Origin of the sequence: Terriglobus albidus, assembly GCF_025685425.1 — a bacterium.
GTDB lineage: Bacteria > Acidobacteriota > Terriglobia > Terriglobales > Acidobacteriaceae > Terriglobus > Terriglobus albidus.
Window position 1 is genome coordinate 94411 of the sequence record NZ_JAGTAS010000051.1, and the last position, 17309, is coordinate 111719.

The 17309-nt window shown below is 59.0% G+C and carries 20 protein-coding genes and 1 tRNA gene; 12 read left to right on the plus strand and 9 right to left on the minus strand.

Annotated elements, in window-relative coordinates; translation table 11 throughout:
• Positions 1-13: 13 nt before the first annotated feature.
• Complete coding sequence (locus tag OHL21_RS10800; protein ID WP_263417280.1) at positions 14-1060, minus strand: 6-phosphofructokinase; 1047 nt, start codon at positions 1058-1060, stop codon at positions 14-16.
• 152 nt (positions 1061-1212) lie between these two features.
• Here OHL21_RS10800 and OHL21_RS10805 point away from each other — a divergent pair, with 152 nt between their 5' ends.
• Both OHL21_RS10805 and OHL21_RS10810 read left to right on the plus strand, forming a co-directional pair.
• Positions 1213-1830: an HAD family hydrolase gene (locus OHL21_RS10805; RefSeq protein WP_263417281.1), complete on the plus strand. Its 618-nt coding sequence runs from the start codon at positions 1213-1215 to the stop codon at positions 1828-1830.
• Between the two features lie 266 nt (positions 1831-2096).
• On the plus strand, positions 2097-3059 hold the full coding sequence (locus OHL21_RS10810) for a threonine dehydratase (protein WP_263417282.1): 963 nt from the start codon (positions 2097-2099) through the stop codon (positions 3057-3059).
• Between the two features lie 159 nt (positions 3060-3218).
• Here the strand turns inward: OHL21_RS10810 and OHL21_RS10815 are convergent, their stop codons facing one another.
• Positions 3219-3608 carry a hypothetical protein gene (locus OHL21_RS10815; RefSeq protein WP_263417283.1) on the minus strand — a complete coding sequence of 130 codons (390 nt, stop codon included), beginning with the start codon at positions 3606-3608 and terminating at the stop codon, positions 3219-3221.
• A gap of 15 nt (positions 3609-3623) precedes the next feature.
• Positions 3624-4517, minus strand: coding sequence for a hypothetical protein (locus OHL21_RS10820; RefSeq protein ID WP_263417284.1), 894 nt, complete (start codon positions 4515-4517; stop codon positions 3624-3626).
• Between the two features lie 589 nt (positions 4518-5106).
• Here OHL21_RS10820 and OHL21_RS10825 point away from each other — a divergent pair.
• From OHL21_RS10825 to OHL21_RS10835, 3 genes are read left to right on the plus strand one after another with little or no spacing between them, the layout of a single operon-like run.
• Positions 5107-5556, plus strand: a complete 450-nt coding sequence (locus OHL21_RS10825) for a DUF6152 family protein (protein ID WP_263417285.1) — start codon at positions 5107-5109, stop codon at positions 5554-5556.
• A gap of 5 nt (positions 5557-5561) precedes the next feature.
• Positions 5562-6059, plus strand: coding sequence for a DUF6644 family protein (locus OHL21_RS10830; protein ID WP_263417286.1), 498 nt, complete (start codon positions 5562-5564; stop codon positions 6057-6059).
• A gap of 10 nt (positions 6060-6069) precedes the next feature.
• Complete coding sequence (locus OHL21_RS10835; protein WP_263417287.1) at positions 6070-6543, plus strand: DUF6644 family protein; 474 nt, start codon at positions 6070-6072, stop codon at positions 6541-6543.
• A gap of 147 nt (positions 6544-6690) precedes the next feature.
• Here OHL21_RS10835 and tatA read toward each other — a convergent pair whose 3' ends face one another.
• Entirely contained in the window at positions 6691-6888 is a 198-nt protein-coding gene (gene tatA / locus OHL21_RS10840) for a twin-arginine translocase TatA/TatE family subunit (protein ID WP_263417288.1), read from the minus strand.
• A 110-nt stretch (positions 6889-6998) separates the two neighbouring features.
• Here tatA and OHL21_RS10845 point away from each other — a divergent pair, with 110 nt between their 5' ends.
• Positions 6999-7775 carry a hypothetical protein gene (locus OHL21_RS10845; RefSeq protein WP_263417289.1) on the plus strand — a complete coding sequence of 259 codons (777 nt, stop codon included), beginning with the start codon at positions 6999-7001 and terminating at the stop codon, positions 7773-7775.
• A 98-nt stretch (positions 7776-7873) separates the two neighbouring features.
• Here OHL21_RS10845 and glgC read toward each other — a convergent pair whose 3' ends face one another.
• The 3 genes from glgC to OHL21_RS10860 form a co-directional block, all read right to left on the minus strand.
• On the minus strand, positions 7874-9139 hold the full coding sequence (glgC, locus tag OHL21_RS10850; protein WP_263417290.1) for a glucose-1-phosphate adenylyltransferase: 1266 nt from the start codon (positions 9137-9139) through the stop codon (positions 7874-7876).
• A 248-nt stretch (positions 9140-9387) separates the two neighbouring features.
• Complete coding sequence (locus OHL21_RS10855) at positions 9388-9675, minus strand: hypothetical protein (protein ID WP_317889970.1); 288 nt, start codon at positions 9673-9675, stop codon at positions 9388-9390.
• Between the two features lie 266 nt (positions 9676-9941).
• The gene (locus OHL21_RS10860; RefSeq protein WP_263417292.1) at positions 9942-10130 is read right to left on the minus strand and encodes a hypothetical protein; all 189 of its coding nucleotides are present in this window, start codon (positions 10128-10130) and stop codon (positions 9942-9944) included.
• A gap of 89 nt (positions 10131-10219) precedes the next feature.
• Here OHL21_RS10860 and OHL21_RS10865 point away from each other — a divergent pair, with 89 nt between their 5' ends.
• From OHL21_RS10865 to OHL21_RS10890, 6 genes are all read left to right on the plus strand, one after another.
• The gene (locus tag OHL21_RS10865) at positions 10220-10618 is read left to right on the plus strand and encodes a hypothetical protein (protein ID WP_263417293.1); all 399 of its coding nucleotides are present in this window, start codon (positions 10220-10222) and stop codon (positions 10616-10618) included.
• Between the two features lie 271 nt (positions 10619-10889).
• A complete protein-coding gene (gene gcvT / locus OHL21_RS10870; protein WP_263417294.1) occupies positions 10890-12029 on the plus strand; it encodes a glycine cleavage system aminomethyltransferase GcvT in 1140 nt (379 codons plus the stop codon).
• A 55-nt stretch (positions 12030-12084) separates the two neighbouring features.
• Positions 12085-12462, plus strand: coding sequence for a glycine cleavage system protein GcvH (gene gcvH / locus OHL21_RS10875; RefSeq protein ID WP_263417295.1), 378 nt, complete (start codon positions 12085-12087; stop codon positions 12460-12462).
• Positions 12462-13787 carry an aminomethyl-transferring glycine dehydrogenase subunit GcvPA gene (gene gcvPA, locus OHL21_RS10880; RefSeq protein ID WP_263417296.1) on the plus strand — a complete coding sequence of 442 codons (1326 nt, stop codon included), beginning with the start codon at positions 12462-12464 and terminating at the stop codon, positions 13785-13787. Before gcvH ends, gcvPA begins: the two co-directional genes overlap by 1 nt.
• Entirely contained in the window at positions 13788-15332 is a 1545-nt protein-coding gene (gene gcvPB, locus OHL21_RS10885) for an aminomethyl-transferring glycine dehydrogenase subunit GcvPB (RefSeq protein ID WP_263417297.1), read from the plus strand.
• Between the two features lies 1 nt (position 15333).
• Positions 15334-15597: a hypothetical protein gene (locus tag OHL21_RS10890; protein ID WP_263417298.1), complete on the plus strand. Its 264-nt coding sequence runs from the start codon at positions 15334-15336 to the stop codon at positions 15595-15597.
• Positions 15598-15657: 60 nt separating this feature from the next.
• Here OHL21_RS10890 and OHL21_RS10895 read toward each other — a convergent pair.
• Positions 15658-15734, minus strand: a tRNA-Arg gene (locus OHL21_RS10895).
• A 247-nt stretch (positions 15735-15981) separates the two neighbouring features.
• Positions 15982-17187 (minus strand): ComEC/Rec2 family competence protein, encoded by a 1206-nt coding sequence (locus OHL21_RS10900; protein ID WP_263417299.1) that lies wholly within the window; start codon positions 17185-17187, stop codon positions 15982-15984.
• Positions 17188-17309 lie beyond the last annotated feature (122 nt).

Genomic DNA, 17309 nt, shown 5'->3' on the forward strand with positions numbered 1-17309 from the left:
TTCGTTTTGTGCGTCAGCCGCTGGACTCTGTGCTGAGGCTGGTGAATTTGAGTGCCGCCGGCCGCAGCGCTGTGATCACTCCCATCAACTGGGCATCGACTCCGCGTGGCGGGGCCACTGCTTCTTCCAGAGGGATATCGACAATTACAGAGTTCTTCAGCGCCACCATCCTGCCATACCGGCGCTCATTCACGACATCGACAGCCGCGACGCCATAACGCGTGGCGAGCTGGCGGTCATACGCTGTCGGTGTACCGCCGCGCTGAACATGGCCAAGGCTGATGCTGCGTGTCTCATATCCGGTCCGTTCTTCAATCACCTTAGCCAGCGCAATACCGATACCGCCAAGCTTTCTGGTGGGAGAGGTCCACTCCGTGTTCGGCAGGTGCGCGCCCTCGGCCGCAACGATAATGGCGTACTGCCGTCCTTCCTGCCACTCGTACTGCACCTGCGCGCAGATGTCATCCAGGTCGATCGGTCTTTCAGGAATCACGATCACATGAGCACCACCGGCAAGCCCGGCACAGGCGGCGATCCAGCCCGTATGCCGCCCCATCACCTCGCACACGATCACGCGATTGTGCGCCTCCGCCGTGGTATGCAAACGGTCAATCGCCTCCGTAGCGACATTCACCGCGGTATCGAATCCGAAACACATATCCGTGCCACTGAGATCGTTGTCGATCGTCTTCGGCACACCGACAACGTTCACGCCGACCTCGCTCAGCGCCAGGCTGGCGGCCTGTGTTCCGTTACCGCCGATCGCGATCAGGGCTTCAACACCATGACGGGCCATCGTCTGCATGCATTTCACATACCCACCATGCACCTGGCGGATATCAAGACGCGAAGAACGAAGAATGGTTCCCCCACGTGAAAGGATCTCGTCGGTTGTTTGGAGATTCAGCGGCATCGAAAGATCTTCGATCAGTCCACGCCAGCCTTCGGTGAAGCCGACAAACTCGTTCCCATAGTGCAGAACGCCCTTCCTCACCGCGGCCCGAATCACCGCATTCAGGCCCGGACAATCACCACCCGCAGTTACGATGCCTATACGCATTGCTTTTCCCATCAGAAAAATCCGTTCTCTGATGCGGCTCAAGGATAGCACCGCCCGCCTCTCACCGGGAGACCCAGAGAAGGAAGTTCCTCCTTTGAACTCGGTTCTCCGGCGGAACCAGAGACACTCCTATACTTGTCTTCATGCGCTCTTTGAACACACTCTCTGAAGCCGCACAGCAAGCCGATGCATTGATCTTCGACTGCGATGGAACCCTGGTCGATACCATTCCGGCTCACCTGCATGCACTTCAGGTTGGTTTTGAACGCATCGGCCTCAAATTTCCCGCCGAATGGTTTCACCAGAATCACTCACTTACAGCAGATGCTCTGCTGCAGAAATTCCAGGATGACGGTCTCGGACAGATTGAGGATCCCAAGGCAGTTCTGGCGAAGCATGAGGCTCTCTTTCGCGAAAGCCTGCATATGCTCGAAGAGGTATCAGTCATCGCGTCGATTGCCCGCGAATACAAGGGGAAGCTCCCCATGGCCGTCGCCTCAAATGGAAATCGTGTGAACGTTGAGGTCAGCCTCGAAGCAGTAGACCTCCTTCCTTATTTCGATGCGATCGTTACCAGGGAAGATGTCCTCCACGGCAAGCCGGAGCCCGACATCTACCTCGAAGCCGCACGCCGCCTCAACGTCGCCCCCACGCGCTGCCTCGTCTTCGAAGACTCAGAGACCGGCCTCGCAGCCGGTCGCGCCGCCGGCGCCAAAGTCATCGACATCCGCGACTACTACCAACCCACCTGGCAACAGGCAGCTCACTAAGGTTTACGTCCAAACCCATACATTGGGTGCCCCAGGTCCCTAGGGGACCTGGGCCCGGCCTTCACATACCGGCACGACAAGCGCTGAAGGCGCGCTCTATACCAGCCTGGGGCAACGCCCCAGGTTAGGTAGCAGATAGAAGCTTAAAGGGCTGAAGGCCCGCTCCATAATCCCAACCTTGATCGCACCTCTCGATACATTTGGGGCAAAATACCAACCCCAACAAAAACCCGGAACGTACTAAGATCACCCTTCATCGAATCCCTATGCAACTACCCGATCTTGCAGTCATCAAAAAAGCGACAGAGATCGTCCGCTCCGTGATGCCGCCCACACCGCAGTACACCTGGCCATTGCTCAATGCACGCACCGGCACTGAACTCTGGGTGAAACACGAAAATCACTCTCCGGTAGGCGCCTTCAAACTTCGCGGCGCAGCTGTGTATATGGACTGGCTGAAAAACAATCAGCCATCCGCGACAGGAGTCATTGCCGCAACACGCGGCAATCATGGACAAGGTGTAGCACTCGCGGCGACCCGCCTCGGGCTGAAGGCGGTGATCGTCGTTCCCCACGGCAACAGCCGTGAAAAGAACCGGGCCATGGAAGCCCTGGGCGCCGAGTTGATCGAACACGGCGATGACTTCCAGGCATCACTGGAATACGCCATGCACCTGGCCGAAACCGAGGGCCTTCATTTCGTGCCATCGTTTCACCCATTGCTGGTGCACGGAACCAGCACTTATGCCCTCGAGTTTTTGACTGCCGTACCCGAACTCGAGGCGGTCTATCTGCCGATCGGAATGGGATCTTCGATCTGCGGCATGATTGCTGTTCGCAACGCCCTCGGATTGAAGACGAAGATTATCGGTGTGGTTGCCACGAAGGCCCCGGCATTTGCACGCTCCTTCCGCGAGAAGAAGGTCGTTCCTGCGTCAGCGAACTCACCGCTGGCCGATGGCCTCTCGTGCCGTGTGCCTGACGCAGAGGCTCTGGAGATCGCCCTCGCGAATGTCGATCACATTGTCGAAGTCGGCGAAGAAGAGATAGCCGCAGCCATGCGCGCGTACTACCAGGACACCCACAACATCGCAGAAGGCGCAGGAGCAGCAGGACTGGCAGCCATCCTGCAGGAGAAAAATTCTCTGTCAGGTCAGCGTATCGGTGTCGTGCTCACAGGCGGCAACGTCGACCAGGAACGCTTCATCGAAGCTTTGAGCGCAACCTGAGCTGTATCGACAAATTAGGTGAACCACTACACCCGTTGCCCCATTCTTTCGCTGAAAGCGAAAGGGTCAGGCATCGCGCTTTGCGCGACCGCTTTTCATCAGCTCAGAAGCGATCGGCAGAGAAGCAAATTTCTCCGCTACGCTCCGAAATGACCAATTTCAATGCAGCCGCTTCTCCGGATGCAGATCATGACAAGCCGCACAGCTCTTCTGCAACGCCAGATAACTCTCCAACGCATGCTGTCTCTCGCCGCTCTTTGCCTGTGTACTGATCTTCTCCGCCAACTCAATCGTCTCCTGGTTGATCTTCAACACATCGTCAAAGCCCGGTTCTTTCCAAAGCGCCGTATCCTGCTGCAGCAATCTCACGATTTCACTACTCAGCGCTGCTGTCTTCGCACCATCTTTCGCATCCAGCGCATCACGCAGATCGTCACGCGCATCCTGCAGCGTATCCATACGTGCACGCAGCTCCGCGAGCCTGTCAGCTGCTACAGCAGCCCCCAGCGTGGGGGCCGCCATCAGTGTGAGCATCCATAGACGTCGCATCGCGCTCCTCCATTACTAGTCAGGAATCGACGTCACCGCCGGATGATCCTTGTCAGGCGGAGGCGGAAGCGGAGCGAGCTTGCCATAGCCACGCTGCCCATCCGGCCCGATCGGCCCAGGTCCCGGTCCAAGATGCGGCGCGTCCACATTGTCTTCCGCGCAAGAGTATTCCTTCACTTCATCGCCCGGCTTACCCAACAGCCACGTTCGCTGATAGTGAACCGGCTCCGTATAGAACTTCGGATCTGTCACCGTCATGTCGACATGGATGTGGCCGATATCGGGCCGCGTCCAACGTTCGACCACATGCTGTTGATCGCTGTGTGGATTGGCATTCTCATCCGCCCAAGTCCGCTGCTCCTTGAACGCCGTAGAGTCGATCACAAACGTATCCCCATCCCATGAGCCAATCTCCTCACCAAAGAACGACGGATCGGGATCTTCCGCATGCTTGCGGCCATCAAAGGGGACCAGCCGATAGGTCGTGTACCAGTAGAGAAAGACCGCATGGTCCGCACCCTGAAGCAACTGGAAGGGAAGTCCGCTTGCATTATGGCGTGGCAGACCTCCCACAATGCACACCGCTTCCGGGTCGACCGTATGCTCCAGGTTGTACTTCAACGCGGCTTCACCGGCAGGCGTGAAGGGAAGCTTATATCCCGGATAATCCTTGCCCAGATTGCCCGTCGGCTTGTCTTTCTTCGATGGAATCCAGTAGCCCGAAAGATCCGGATGCCCATTCAGCCGCGGCGCCGGGCCTTTCGGCAGATCCGCTTCATTGCGCGAAAACGGTGAGTTCTCACGACCGGTCACATCCGGCGCCTTCTTTTGTTGCGCGGGCAAACCACCAGCGACAGAGAGACATACCGCAAGCGACACAGATGCACGGAAACGCAGCATTGCTTTCATCGCAAACCTTTCCAGCTGGCCTGAGACACAGCGGCACGCATGTATGGCCGTGCGCTGGGACAGACCCTTTTACTTTGCTTGTTGAAGAGATTCAAGATGCTGGTTTCACAACCAGCAGACGCGAGGGCGCAGACTGTTTAGCAACAGGCGCAACAACAACGCATCTGTTCGAGCTGGTAGCGGCTGAACATGTGCAAACCGTAGAGCAATTTCTCTCACGAGTCAAGCACCCAATGCTTGACAGTGCGTCAGCCTCAACTTAGAGTGCAACTATGCATCCGCTCCGCACCATGCTTGGTTGTTGTTGCTCCCTCCATCGCTAAATGGACGGGCGACGCACGCATCGGCGCGCAGGAATATGCTGAATTCACCGTAGATTTCAGCATCTCCTCACATCGCAAGGTTTAGAAGCCCGTTCCTCTCGGAAACGGGTTTTTCGTTTTAGAGCATTTTCCCTGTAGGTGTAGAGTAGGGCTTCCGCATCTATGGGCGTTTTCCGCAATGAAAACGCCGCTGTACTCCTCTTCCGGGATACCCAGCAACAGGGAAAATGCTCTAAGTCACATCCCAACAACACAGGAAAGACACCATGAAGAGCAGATTGCTTCTCTCATCTCTTGGTGCATTGGCGCTCGCATCCGCCAGTGCCTACGCCCATCACTCCTTCTCCGCCGAGTTCGACGGCAACAAGCCCGTTCGCCTGGTCGGCAAGCTCACGCGTGTCGAGTGGACTAATCCACACTCCTACTTCTACGTCGATGTCACCGATGCCAAAGGGGTCGTGAGCAATTGGGGATGCGAAGGTGCGGGTCCCGGAGCCCTGAGCCGCCGCGGTTTCAAGAAGGGCGACCTGAAGGTGGGTGACACTCTCGTCGTCGATGGCTATCGCGCCAAGGACGGATCGCACCTCATCGACGCACGCCGTGTCACACTTCCCGACGGCCGCAGCATCTACGGCGGAACGCCCGGCGATGGCGGCCCCGGCGATGACGGCTCTGTTCAGGGAGCCTTGCCCAACACCGTGAAGCCCACGAAGTAACTCGAATGGCCATGCCTCTGCTGCAGCACATCTGCCAGGTGATCTATGACTCGCAGATCGGAACACAGATCCGCGAGTCAGAAAACCTGTTCTCCATCATCGAATCTGTCCACGTACTCGCCATCACGCTGCTGGTCGGCACCATCGCCGTGCTCGATCTGCGCATGCTTGGTGTCGTGTTGCGCGAAGTCTCGGTCACACGCATCGCGCGCGCCGTCTTTCCACTCACGTGGTCCGGCTTCGGTGTGATGTTCGTCAGCGGCTTGCTGCTCTTCTGGGCGGAAGCGGCAAAGAACTATACAAACCCCGCCTTCCGCATCAAGCTCGTGCTGCTCGCTCTGGTGGGCCTGAACCCATTGATCTTTCACACCACGGTCTACCGCCGCGTACAGGAGTGGGAGACAGCCCGTTTCTCGCCCTGGCGTGCGCGTGCCGCCGCACTTGCTTCACTCACGCTCTGGTGCGGCATCATCGTCGCCGGCCGGGCGATCGCCTATTTCTGAAAGGCTACGGATGTCGCTTCGCCCCTGGTTTGTCGCTCTCGCTCATTCTTCGCTCGGGCAGTTCATGCAGAACTCGCGCTGGGGCTTTGCCGCCGTGGAAGCCGTGCACCTGCTGGCGCTTACACTACTCGGCGGCTCCGTTCTGGTGCTGGATCTCCGCCTGCTGGGTCTGATTCTGCGCCGCGAATCGCCACGCGTGCTGAACCGCGACCTCAGCCGCGTTCTGCTCAGCAGCCTGGCGATCCTGGTGTTGACAGGTGTCGCCCTGGTCTCAGAGGAGGCGTTGAAGTGCTATTACAACGCCGCCTTCCGCTGGAAGATGGCCCTGCTCGCCGCGGCCGTCCTCTTCTACTTCACCCTCTACCGCCGGGTCGTTCTTCGCCTGGCCAGCGCCGCGACCCTGGCCTCCCGCGTCACCGCGGTGATCTCGCTTTCCCTGTGGCTGGGGGTGGGTGTCGCCGGCCGTGCCATCGGGCTGATCTGACTCAAAACCTGACGCAAAACGGGTATGGTGCAAAAAAATTGACGCAAAAAGACGACAGGGGAGCGGTTCGTGAACCGCTCCCCCTCGTTCGTCTTAGTTCTGCGTCAAGCCCGTTTTGATCTTCAACGCGCCTGCGCGCGGGCCGGGTTACTTCGTCTCTTCGGGCTTCGGTGTGACGGCGTGCGTGTCCTTGGTGTCTTCGGTAACGCCCTTCATGCCTTCTTTGAAGCCGCGGAGACCTTCGCCAAGCCCCTTACCCAATTCCGGCAGCTTCTTGCCGCCAAAAAGAACAAGCGCGACGACCGCGACGACGATGAGGTGGGTAGGTGTGAATAGCTCGCCCATAACTGTCTCCAGGAATCCTTGTTCTATTGTCGCATAAACCGCAGCCGGACGGACGCAGCGGCGTCCAACCGTTATATCTTGGAAGCTGCAGCTTTGCTGTCTGGAGGACCATGCGACACGAAGTGACCCGGCGCGCACTTGCCGGGATGACCGCCCTGATTGCCACCACCCTGCTCTCCGCCACTATGGCAGCCCAGACTCCGGCCTCTACCAGTGGCCAGACGAGTGGATCGGCAGCCCCGGCCCAGCCCTCGCAGACGCAACCGTCGCAGCCAGGAACAGCTCCGAAACGCAACATTCAGTTCGCCCGCCGCATTCCCGTCACCTATGACAACCGGTGGGACGTATACGGCGGCCTTAACTTCATGAACGGCCAGGCCGGCCAGAACCTGCCCAAGCGCTACAACATGGGCGGCCTCGAAGGCCAGGCGACTTACTGGCTGACCGACCGCATTGGACCGGCGGTCGACTTCCGCGTCGACTACGGCACCACTCCGGTCTTCCCGAATACCTTCCAGATCAACCGTCCGGTGGTCCGCCAGATTATCGGTATGGGCGGCGTGCAGTACCGGGGATGGAAGAACCAGCGCTTTGCTATCCAGTACCACGGCCTGGTGGGCGTCGGCGCCGGCAAGTTTGATGGCGGCACCCTGGGCGGCGTCAACGCTCCCAGCCACAACGCTGCCGCCAACGCCGTTGCTGTAGGTCTCTACTCCAATCGCGTGAAGCCGGTAGGCGCCTTCGGCGGCTCGCTGGACATCAACGGCAGCTACCGCTGGGCGATACGCCTGCAGCCGGACCTGATCGTGGAGCATTACGGTACCGAGTACCGCGAGTTCTTCTCCATCTCCGGCGGTCTGGTGTGGCGCTTCGGCCATCGCCAGTAGCGGATAGTTTCAAGGCATCCCGGCTACGGCCGGGATGCCTTTTGCATTTAAACACATGGCCCGCCTGCAGGCGGGCGATGGTTTACAAAATAAACAGCCTACTTCCCGGGCTGTCCGGACTGCATAAAGCTCTGGCTTACTGGGTTCTCATAGACCGAGTAGTCGCGTGTCACCACTGTCAGGCCACTCGGCGTAACGAAGTAGTTGCGCTTGTCTTCGGCAGGGTCGTATCCGATCACTGCTCCATCTGGAATATGAACGTCGCGATCGATGATGGCGTGGCGAATCCGCGAGTGCCGGCCGATATTGACGTGCGAGAAGATGATGCTCGAGTCGACATCGGCGTATGAGTTCACGCGTACATCGTGCGAGAGCACGGAGTTGCGTACCACCGCACCCGAGATAATGCAGCCGCCGGAGATCACCGAGTTGATGGCCATACCTGTACGTCCGGGTTCGCCGAAGACGAACTTCGCCGGCGGATACTGATAGGGCCGCGTACGCATGGGCCATGTCTTGTCGTAGAGATTGAAGATCGGCGAGACGGAGGCGAGGTCGAGATTGGCCTCGTAGTAGGCCTCGAGCGTACCCACGTCGCGCCAGTACAACGCCTCCTGCTTGTTCTCGTCGACGAAGTTGTAGGCCATCATTTTGAAGCGGCCAAGCAGGTTGGGCAGGATGTTGTGTCCGAAGTCGTGCTTTGAGTTCGGGTCTTCCGCGTCCTTGATCAGCTCCGGCAACAGCACATCCGTATTGAAGATGTAGATGCCCATGGAGGCATCGACCTTCTCGGGATTGAAGGGCGACCGCAGCTTGGTCTCCTTCGGCTTTTCGAGGAAGCCGTTGATCTCACCGTTGCGGCCAACATCCACTACACCAAAACGCGGGACCTCTTCCGGCTTGATGGGCAGCGTTGCCAGCGTCACATGCGCTCCGGACTGGATGTGCTGATCCAGCATGAGCTGATAGTTCATCTTGTAGATGTGATCGCCGGACAGGATGATGACGTACTTCGGCTGCTCGGAACCGATGGAGTAGATGTTCTGGTAGACGGCATCCGCCGTGCCCATGTACCAGTTCACGCTGACACGCTGCATCGGCGGCAGAATCTCGATGAACTCACCCAGTTCATTGGCGACCACCGGTCCCCAACCTTCGCGGATATGGCGATTGAGTGAGAGCGATTTGTATTGCGTAAGGATGTAGACCTTTCGCAAGTCAGAGTTGATGCAGTTGGAGAGGGTGATATCGATGATGCGGTACTGACCGCCGAATGGAACGGCGGGCTTGGCGCGGTCACGAGTTAGAGGAAAGAGGCGCTCTCCGGCGCCACCGGCAAGCAGGACTCCCAACGTATCTTTCATAGCACCCGAACACCTTTACTTGCTGAGGTCAGACTTCTGGGTAAGACGCAACTTTACGTCTTCGCGTTCCCGACGGCCAAGAATATCCCGCCAAGGATGAAGCGATAATAAACGGGGATGGCATCTGCCATCCCCGTTTGTTGTTCTCTTACAAAGATTTAAGAGTTCGCCGTCGGACAGAGACCGGGCAAGCGTCACCCCGCTACATCTTTCATCCTGATGGAGCGAAGCTCGATGGAGAGCGAGGCTTACTGATTCTCGGAGTCTTCTACCGAGATCCGAAGCGACTTCAAGAAATTGACGTCGTTTGAGGTGAAGGGTCCGTTCATCGTGTCCTCCGCCTCGACGGCTCCCGCCGCTTCTTCTTCCTGGACCTCGTTCAGGCCGATGGTTGCCTCAAGCATGAGCAGCACGTCAAAGCCCTGCTCCCGGATGTCGCGCACTACACCTGCAATGTGCTCCGACTCGGAGACCGACTCGTGAATGGCTTCGCCAAGCTGCTGGATCAGGTCCTTCACTTTTTGGTTCAATGACACCTCCGTCGAATACCACTTCGCCGCGCATCGGGTATTCCCAGCCTGAACAGCGGCGGGAACGGCATTGCGGGGTGTTGGGCACCGCTTGTTGACTCTTACATTACTGCTGTATTGGACGACCCGCAATGGGTTCCGGATACGATTTTTAAAGACAGTTGCCAGTCAACAGTTTCCAGTTGACGAGGTACGGCATGGGTATGAAAAAGTCCGTCGACACACCAGGTGAGGCGACCCGCAGCACCATCGCTAGTCCAACTGGCAACTGCTTACGCCACCAGGGTATGGTGGTCGCTCCACGCCTCTTCGAGTTGGTGGGCAAGATCCCCGACCGTTTTTCCTTTTTCGATGGGTCTTTCCTTCTCCTTCTCTCTCCCCGGCACAGCACTCGGTCTGGAGATCAGAAACGCGGCAGCAGCGGCGCTCATAAAAGCGACCGTAAGAACAAGGATTCTCATACTCCGTTTGGATTACAGGTCGATCCCGCGGGGTTGGTCCTGCAACATCTGTTTCAGGGAAAAACTTCTCAACGCGTAGACTGGAAGATATGGATAAGGTGCGGCTGGGAAAGGTGCTGGGTGCGGGTGTTCGACATGCCGCTCGCACCGCCATTGAAGCCGGCAAGGCGGCCGCTGCGCCCGATCCCAATCCGGCTCCGCGGCAGACCGCGCGCCAGCACATTGATGTGCGGCGTGCCGCACGGGGCGCCAGCCGGGGTTTCTTTGGCAGCCTCAAACACGCCGGCCGCGCCGTCTGGCTGCAGGTGATGGGTACGCTTTTCGCGTTCTTTGCCCTGTATTTTGTGCAGGCGACGATTACCCATTTCGGCTCCTACCGGGAGGGCGGCGTTCATCGGCAGCAGTGGTTCATGAGCGTAGCCATTGCATTGCTTTTTACATGGTTTGCGGTGTCCAGTTTTGTTCGGGCGGCCAAGAAGCCTCGGTAACCTCGATTCCTATGGGTTCCGTCGAATTTGTCGATACCCCAAGCCGGAATCGGCCCGAACTCTGGGGCTCCGAACCCACCGTGGCGTTGCGAGCGTTCACCCCCAACGAACAAGTTCGTCGGGGACCCCGAGGTGTGGCACCTGGTAAAGGAAGATCCAGAACCACGTGTGCGCGGTTAGCGCACATGTGTGACACATCCACTCCCCTGAATTAAAATCAATCCTTGCCCTTCGCACCACAATCCAAGCTCAAACAAAGGTGGCCGTAACCGTGTCTGACTCTGGCTCCGTGCTTCGTAAAACCGCATTGAACGCCACCCACCGCGCTCTCAAGGCCAAGATGGTCGATTTCGGCGGGTGGGATATGCCGGTCGAGTATTCGGGCCTGATCGCCGAGCACATGGCCGTCCGGACCGGGGTGGGCCTCTTCGATGTCTCGCACATGGGTGACATCCAGCTCCGCGGGCCGGGTTCGCTGGATGCCGTGCAGAAGCTGTTGATGAACGACGCCAGCAAGCTGCAGGTGGGGCAGGCGCACTACTCCGCCATGCTGACGCCCGAGGGCACCTTCGTGGATGACGTCGTGCTGCACAAGCTGAGCGACAACGACTACCTGATCGTCATCAATGCCGGCACGCGCGAGAAGGACGTGCAGTGGGTCCGCAAGACGATCGGCATGATGCCGAGTATCCATATCAACGACTACAGCGACATGTATACGCAGCTTGCCATCCAGGGTCCGAAGGCCATTGATGTATTGCGCAAGCTGACCGATGTCGATCTGGACTCCATCAAGAACTACTGGTTCACCTGGGGCAAGGTTTGCGGCCTGTATAACGTTCTGGTCGCCCGTACCGGCTACACCGGCGAGGACGGCTTCGAGATCTATGTCCCTTCTGACGAAGCCACCAGTACCCGCGTCTGGAATGAAGTGCTTGAAGCCGGCAAGGAGTTCGGCATTCTGCCCTGCGGCCTGGGTGCACGTAACACGCTTCGTTTGGAGAGCGCGATGGCTCTCTACGGCCACGAGATCTCCGACACGATCAACGTCTTCGAGGCCGGCCTCGGGCGCTACTGCAAGTTGGAAAAGGAAGCGGATTTCGTCGGCAAGCAGGCGCTGCTCGCCGTACAGGCAGCAGGTGGACCGAAGCGCAAGCTGGTGGGCCTTGAGATGGTCGACCGCGGCATTGCCCGCGACGGATATCCGGTCTTCACGCTCGATGGCAAAGAGGTCGGGGTCGTCACCTCCGGCTCACCTTCGCCCTTCCTGAAGAAGAACATCGCCCTGGCCTATGTTCCTGTTGAGTTGAGCGCCGTGGATACCGAGCTGGCAGTACAGGTCCGCTCCGCCATGGTGAAATCGAAGGTAGTTCCGTTGCCCTTCTACAAAAAGCCGAAGAAGACCACGTAGTTCCCGGCAGTTCCGATTTGCATAGACCTTCCTAACGACTGGAGAGCGCACAGTAATGGCTTACCCGACCGAGTACCGCTACACGAAAGAACATGAGTGGATCGCCGCCGATGGCAGAATCGGCATCACCGACTACGCGCAGTCAACCCTCGGCGATATCGTCTTCGTCGAGCTGCCTGCTGTGGGCGCTGAATTGAATGCCGGTCAGAGCTTCGGCACAGTCGAGTCCGTAAAGGCCGTCAGCGATCTCTACTCACCAGTAAACGGGAAAGTGCTCGAGGTGAACGAAGCCCTGAACTCCGCTCCGGAGTCGGTGAATGCCGATGCCAATGGAACCTGGATGATCAAGGCTGAGTTCGATGCCTCGCAGCTCGAGAATCTGCTGACCGCCGAAGCCTACGAGAAGTTTGTCAGCGAAGAGACGGGTCACTGATGCGTTATCTACCAAAGAGTCCCAGCGACCGTGAGGCGATGCTTGCCGATATCGGCGCGAAGTCCATCGACGATCTGTTCGCGACGGTTCCGGCGGAGTATCGCCTTACCCGCGACTTGAATGTGCCGCGCCAGCACGGCGAGCAGGAGGTCATCGAGCACTTCAAGGCATTTGCCGAGAAGAATGCTCTCGGCTATGCCAGCTTCCTGGGTGCGGGCGCCTATCGTCACTATCGTCCCGTGCTGATTGATACCGTGGTCTCGCGCGGTGAGTTTCTTACCAGCTATACGCCGTACCAGCCGGAGATCGCGCAGGGAACCCTGCAGGCGCTGTTCGAGTTCCAGACCATGATCTGCGAGCTCACCGGCATGGAGATCTCGAACGCCTCCATGTACGACGGTTCGACGGGTGCGGCTGAAGCCGTGATGATGGCGGTCCGCGTTACCGGACGCAATGGAGCGGTGGTTGCGCGCACGGTACACCCCGAGTATCGCGAGGTGCTGACGACCTACGCGCAGCACCAGTCCATTCCGAAGACCGAGGTCGACTACGATCCGGCGACCGGACGCGTGGACCTGGCCAAGCTTGATGCCGCGATTACCGATGACACGGCCTGCGTCCTGATCCAGTCGCCGAACTTCTTCGGAACGATTGAGGACGTGGCTGCTATCGCCGAGATCGCGCATAAGAAGGGTGCGCTGCTGATTGTCTCGATTGCCGAAGCGATTTCTCTGGGCATTGTTAAGCCGCCGGTTGAGGCCGACATCGTTGCGATGGAAGCACAGTCGTTCGGCGTGCCTGTGGGCTACGGCGGACCGTACTGCGGTGTGATCGCCTGCAAGGAGAAGTTCCTGCGGCAGATGCCGGGACGTCTGGCCGGGGAAACCAAGGACCTGGACGGCAAGCGTGGCTTCGTGCTGACGCTCTCCACGCGCGAGCAGCATATTCGCCGCGAGAAGGCGACCTCGAACATCTGCACCAACCAGTCGCTGGTGGCGTTGATGGTGACGGTCTTCCTGACGGTCTATGGCAAGGGACTGAAGGATCTGGCCGAGCAGAACCTGGCCAAGGCACATTACGCAGCGCAGACCATCGGCGGCAGCGGTAAGGTGCTGTTCGGTGGAGCTCCGCGCTTCAACGAATTTGTGCTGCAGGGAAGCAAGACGGCGGAAGCTGCGAATGCTGCGCTGCTGGAGAAGAAGATCGTCGGCGGCCTGCCGCTGGAGAGGTTCTATCCCGAGCTTGGACCGAACACCTCGTTGTGGTGCGCGACCGAGCTGACAACCAGGGCACAGATTGATGCCGCGGCGGAGGTGCTGAAGTAAATGGGAGACAAGTTTGTAGGAACCCCGAAGAAGGCCTCAGTCCACGTCAATCAGAACGAGGACCTGATCTTTGAGAAGTCGTCGCCGGGCAAGAAGGCTTACCGTCTGAGCGAGCTGGACGTTCCGGCTGTGGATGCTGCCGCTCTGCTGGGCGATGCTGTCCGTACCGATCTCGGCGTGATGCCGGAGCTCTCAGAGATTGAGATCGTTCGCCACTTCACGCGCCTGTCTACCTGGAACTATGCGATCGATCTCGGCATGTTCCCGCTGGGAAGCTGCACGATGAAGTACAACGGCCGCGTCAACGAGCTTGTCGCTCGCCTGGAGGGTCTGGCCGAGGCGCATCCGTATCAGCCGGAGTCGTTGTCGCAGGGTGTGCTGGAGATTATGCAGGTGCTCTCCGACTCGCTGCTGGATATCACCGGTATGGACTCTATTACGCTGCAGCCCGCTGCCGGCGCGCATGGTGAGTTCACCGGTATCCTGCTGGTTCGCGCGTATCACGAAAGCAAGGGCAATCCGCGAAAGAAGATCCTGATTCCGGACTCGGCTCACGGCACCAACCCTGCCACAGCAGCAGTCGTCGGCTACCAGGTGCAGAACCTGAAATCGAATGCCGAAGGCATGGTCGATCTCGCCGAGCTGGAGAAGCTGGTGGATGAGGATACGGCGGCGCTGATGCTGACCAATCCTTCGACGATCGGTGTTTTCGAGAGCGAGATTCATAAGATCGCCGATATCCTCCACGCCAAGGGCGCGTTGCTGTACATGGACGGCGCCAATATGAACGCGCTGGTCGGCAAGGTTCGTCCCGGCGACTTCGGTGTGGACGTGATGCACCTGAATCTGCACAAGACCTTCTCCACGCCGCACGGAGGCGGTGGCCCAGGTTCGGGTCCCGTGGCCTGCAAGAAGATCCTTGAGCCCTTCCTTCCGACGCCCGTTCTTGCGACTAAGAACGACGGTACGCTCACCCTGGACTACAACCGCCCGCAGAGTGTCGGCCGTGTGCGCGCCTGGTACGGCAACTTCGGTATGTTCATTCGCGCGCTGGCCTACATCCTGGCCAACGGCCCGGATGGTCTGCGACAGACGACGGAAGATGCCGTGTTGAACGCCAACTATCTGCGTGCGAAGCTGGAAGACGTCTTCGACCTGCCTTTCAAGACAGCGTCGATGCACGAGGTTGTCTTCAGCGATAAGCTGCAGGCGAAGAATGGCGTGAAGACCGGCGATATGGGTAAGCGTCTACTCGACTACGGCTTCCACGCTTATACCGTGAGCTTCCCGCTGATCGTTGCCGGCGCCATGATGATTGAGCCGACCGAAAGCGAGAGCCGCGAGGAGCTGGATCTGCTGATCGATGCTCTGCGCCAGATCGCACGCGAGGCGGAAGAGAACCCGGAGCTGGTGAAGACCGCTCCGCATACAACCCGCCTGCGGCGCCTGGATGAGACCACGGCTGCCCGTAAGCCGATCCTTCGCTGGAAGGCTCCGGCTGCGAGCACCCCGCTTACTCCTGATACCGCAGCGAAGGAGTGGTAGTTTGGCGAATGTCTTCCACGATCGGCGTGAGGAGCTCGAGAAGCACGAGTTCATGATGGGCGTTGCTCGTGGAAGACTCGCTGTGTCTCTCGATGTGCTGACGGATGCTCTGGCGATGGTTGGGCAGCATGGTGTTTATTGCACCTCGAACCGGAACCCGGCGGTTCCGGCGCTGGATCTGCAGTTTGTGTTGTCGCAGATTACCGGGGCTAAGGAGCTGATCCAGTCCGTGATGCAGGAGCTGGAGAGTCAGAAGAAGATTTGAGGTCCGTGCTAGCAAACGAAAAGGCTCCGACAGTGTCGGAGCCTTTTAAGCTTTAGGGGATGGTGCACCCGAGAAGATTCGAACTTCTGACCTACAGCTTCGGAGGCTGCCGCTCTATCCAGCTGAGCTACGGGTGCCCTATTCGACCAACTGCCAAACCCTGTCCCTTAGCCTAACACGGTTGAGCACGGGCCTCAGCGAAGCGGATTCGCAGCGACAGGTGCGAATGTATTGCTTAGGGCACGGCGGGTCGCGCGGAGCGCGACATGAGCGAACAAGTTCGCTGAGTCCCCGAACGTTCAGAATGACAAAACAAAGAGAGGTTCGAGCGTCGCTCGAATGCCCACATCTGCTTCGCAGATATGGGGCACCCAGTACCATTCCTTAGCTGCGGGTGCGGTAGGGCTGGGAGGTGAAGAGAATGGGGGCGTCTTCGCGGGTGGAGTCGAGGACGAAGATCTGGAAGGTTTCGGTGTTGGCGGAGACGCGGACTACGATGTGTCCCTGGCGGCTGCGGAAGTGGGAGACAAAGCGGTTGTTGGTGAGCTGGTTTGCGGGTAGAGACTCTGTGGCGTAGACGTCGTGGTGGGCTGCACCTGGCCACTCGCCGAGCATGCGTTGTGCCTGGGCTGGGCCGGGGTGGCCTACGTCCCATGCCTGGATGATGTAGGCCTGTGCATCCAAAGCGCGCACGAACTCGCTGCCGGTAGCGTCGAAGTAGCCGTGATGGTTAGCGGCGGCGACGTCTGTCTTTCCTGCGAGCCGCGCGACCGGTGATTCCAGATCGAGCCAGGGAACGCGGCCGTCGTGCGTGTCGCAGTAAAGGTCTCCGCCGGTGTAGTAGCTGAATCTTCCGAAGGTCATGCGCAGTGCGATGGAGTAGAAGTTCTCGTTCGGCTGCTCTTCAGCGCTCAATGCCCGGCCTGCGGGTATCACGCTGCGGGAGGTCTCGCCCTGACCGGTCCAGATGCGGCCGTTGGCGGAGAGGATACGGATCTCGGTGCCATTGAGAACGATCTGGCGGTTGGAGCCGATCTTCGCTGCTTCAACCCGCTTGTGGTTGCGAACGCGCGATTGCAGATAGGCGAGATAGTTTGCCGCGAACGGGGCATCCAGCGGCCTGGCATCGCCGAAGTTGGGATAGGCGCGGTCGATATGGGTCTCGATCGGGAGCAGTGCGTCGACATCGCTGAGGCCGGTCAGCTTATAGCTGCCATCGGAAGAGGCTGGGCAGTTTGGTTCGAGATCGCCGACGTGGTCGGGGTGGATATGCGTGGCCAGGGAGTAGTCGATGCGGCTGATGCCGTTGCGGCGGGCGTACTCGGCGATCCATTCGCCCGGACGTCGGCTGCCATTTGGACGTGGCGGCGAGGAGGTTTCGAGCGAGCTGGTCGAGGAGCCCGCATCGATCAGGAACGAGTGCCCTTCCGGAGCTACGATGAGCGTGCTGTTGCCGCGGCCGATATCGATGTGATGGATGTCGAGCTCGCCTGGTCGCTTTGCGGGAAGGATCGCGGGATTTTGCGCAAAGGCAGATGGGGACACGGCTGAGGCGGCGAGGAGACGAAGAACTGAGCGGCGCGAGAGCATAGATGTTGGGAGCTGTTTGTTGAGTATGACAAATGAAAGGCGGTTCGTGCGTAGCGCGAATAACAATCCCTTACGCGAAGCGTAAGGGATTGGGTAACAGCAGGTCCTTCGCCTACGGCTCA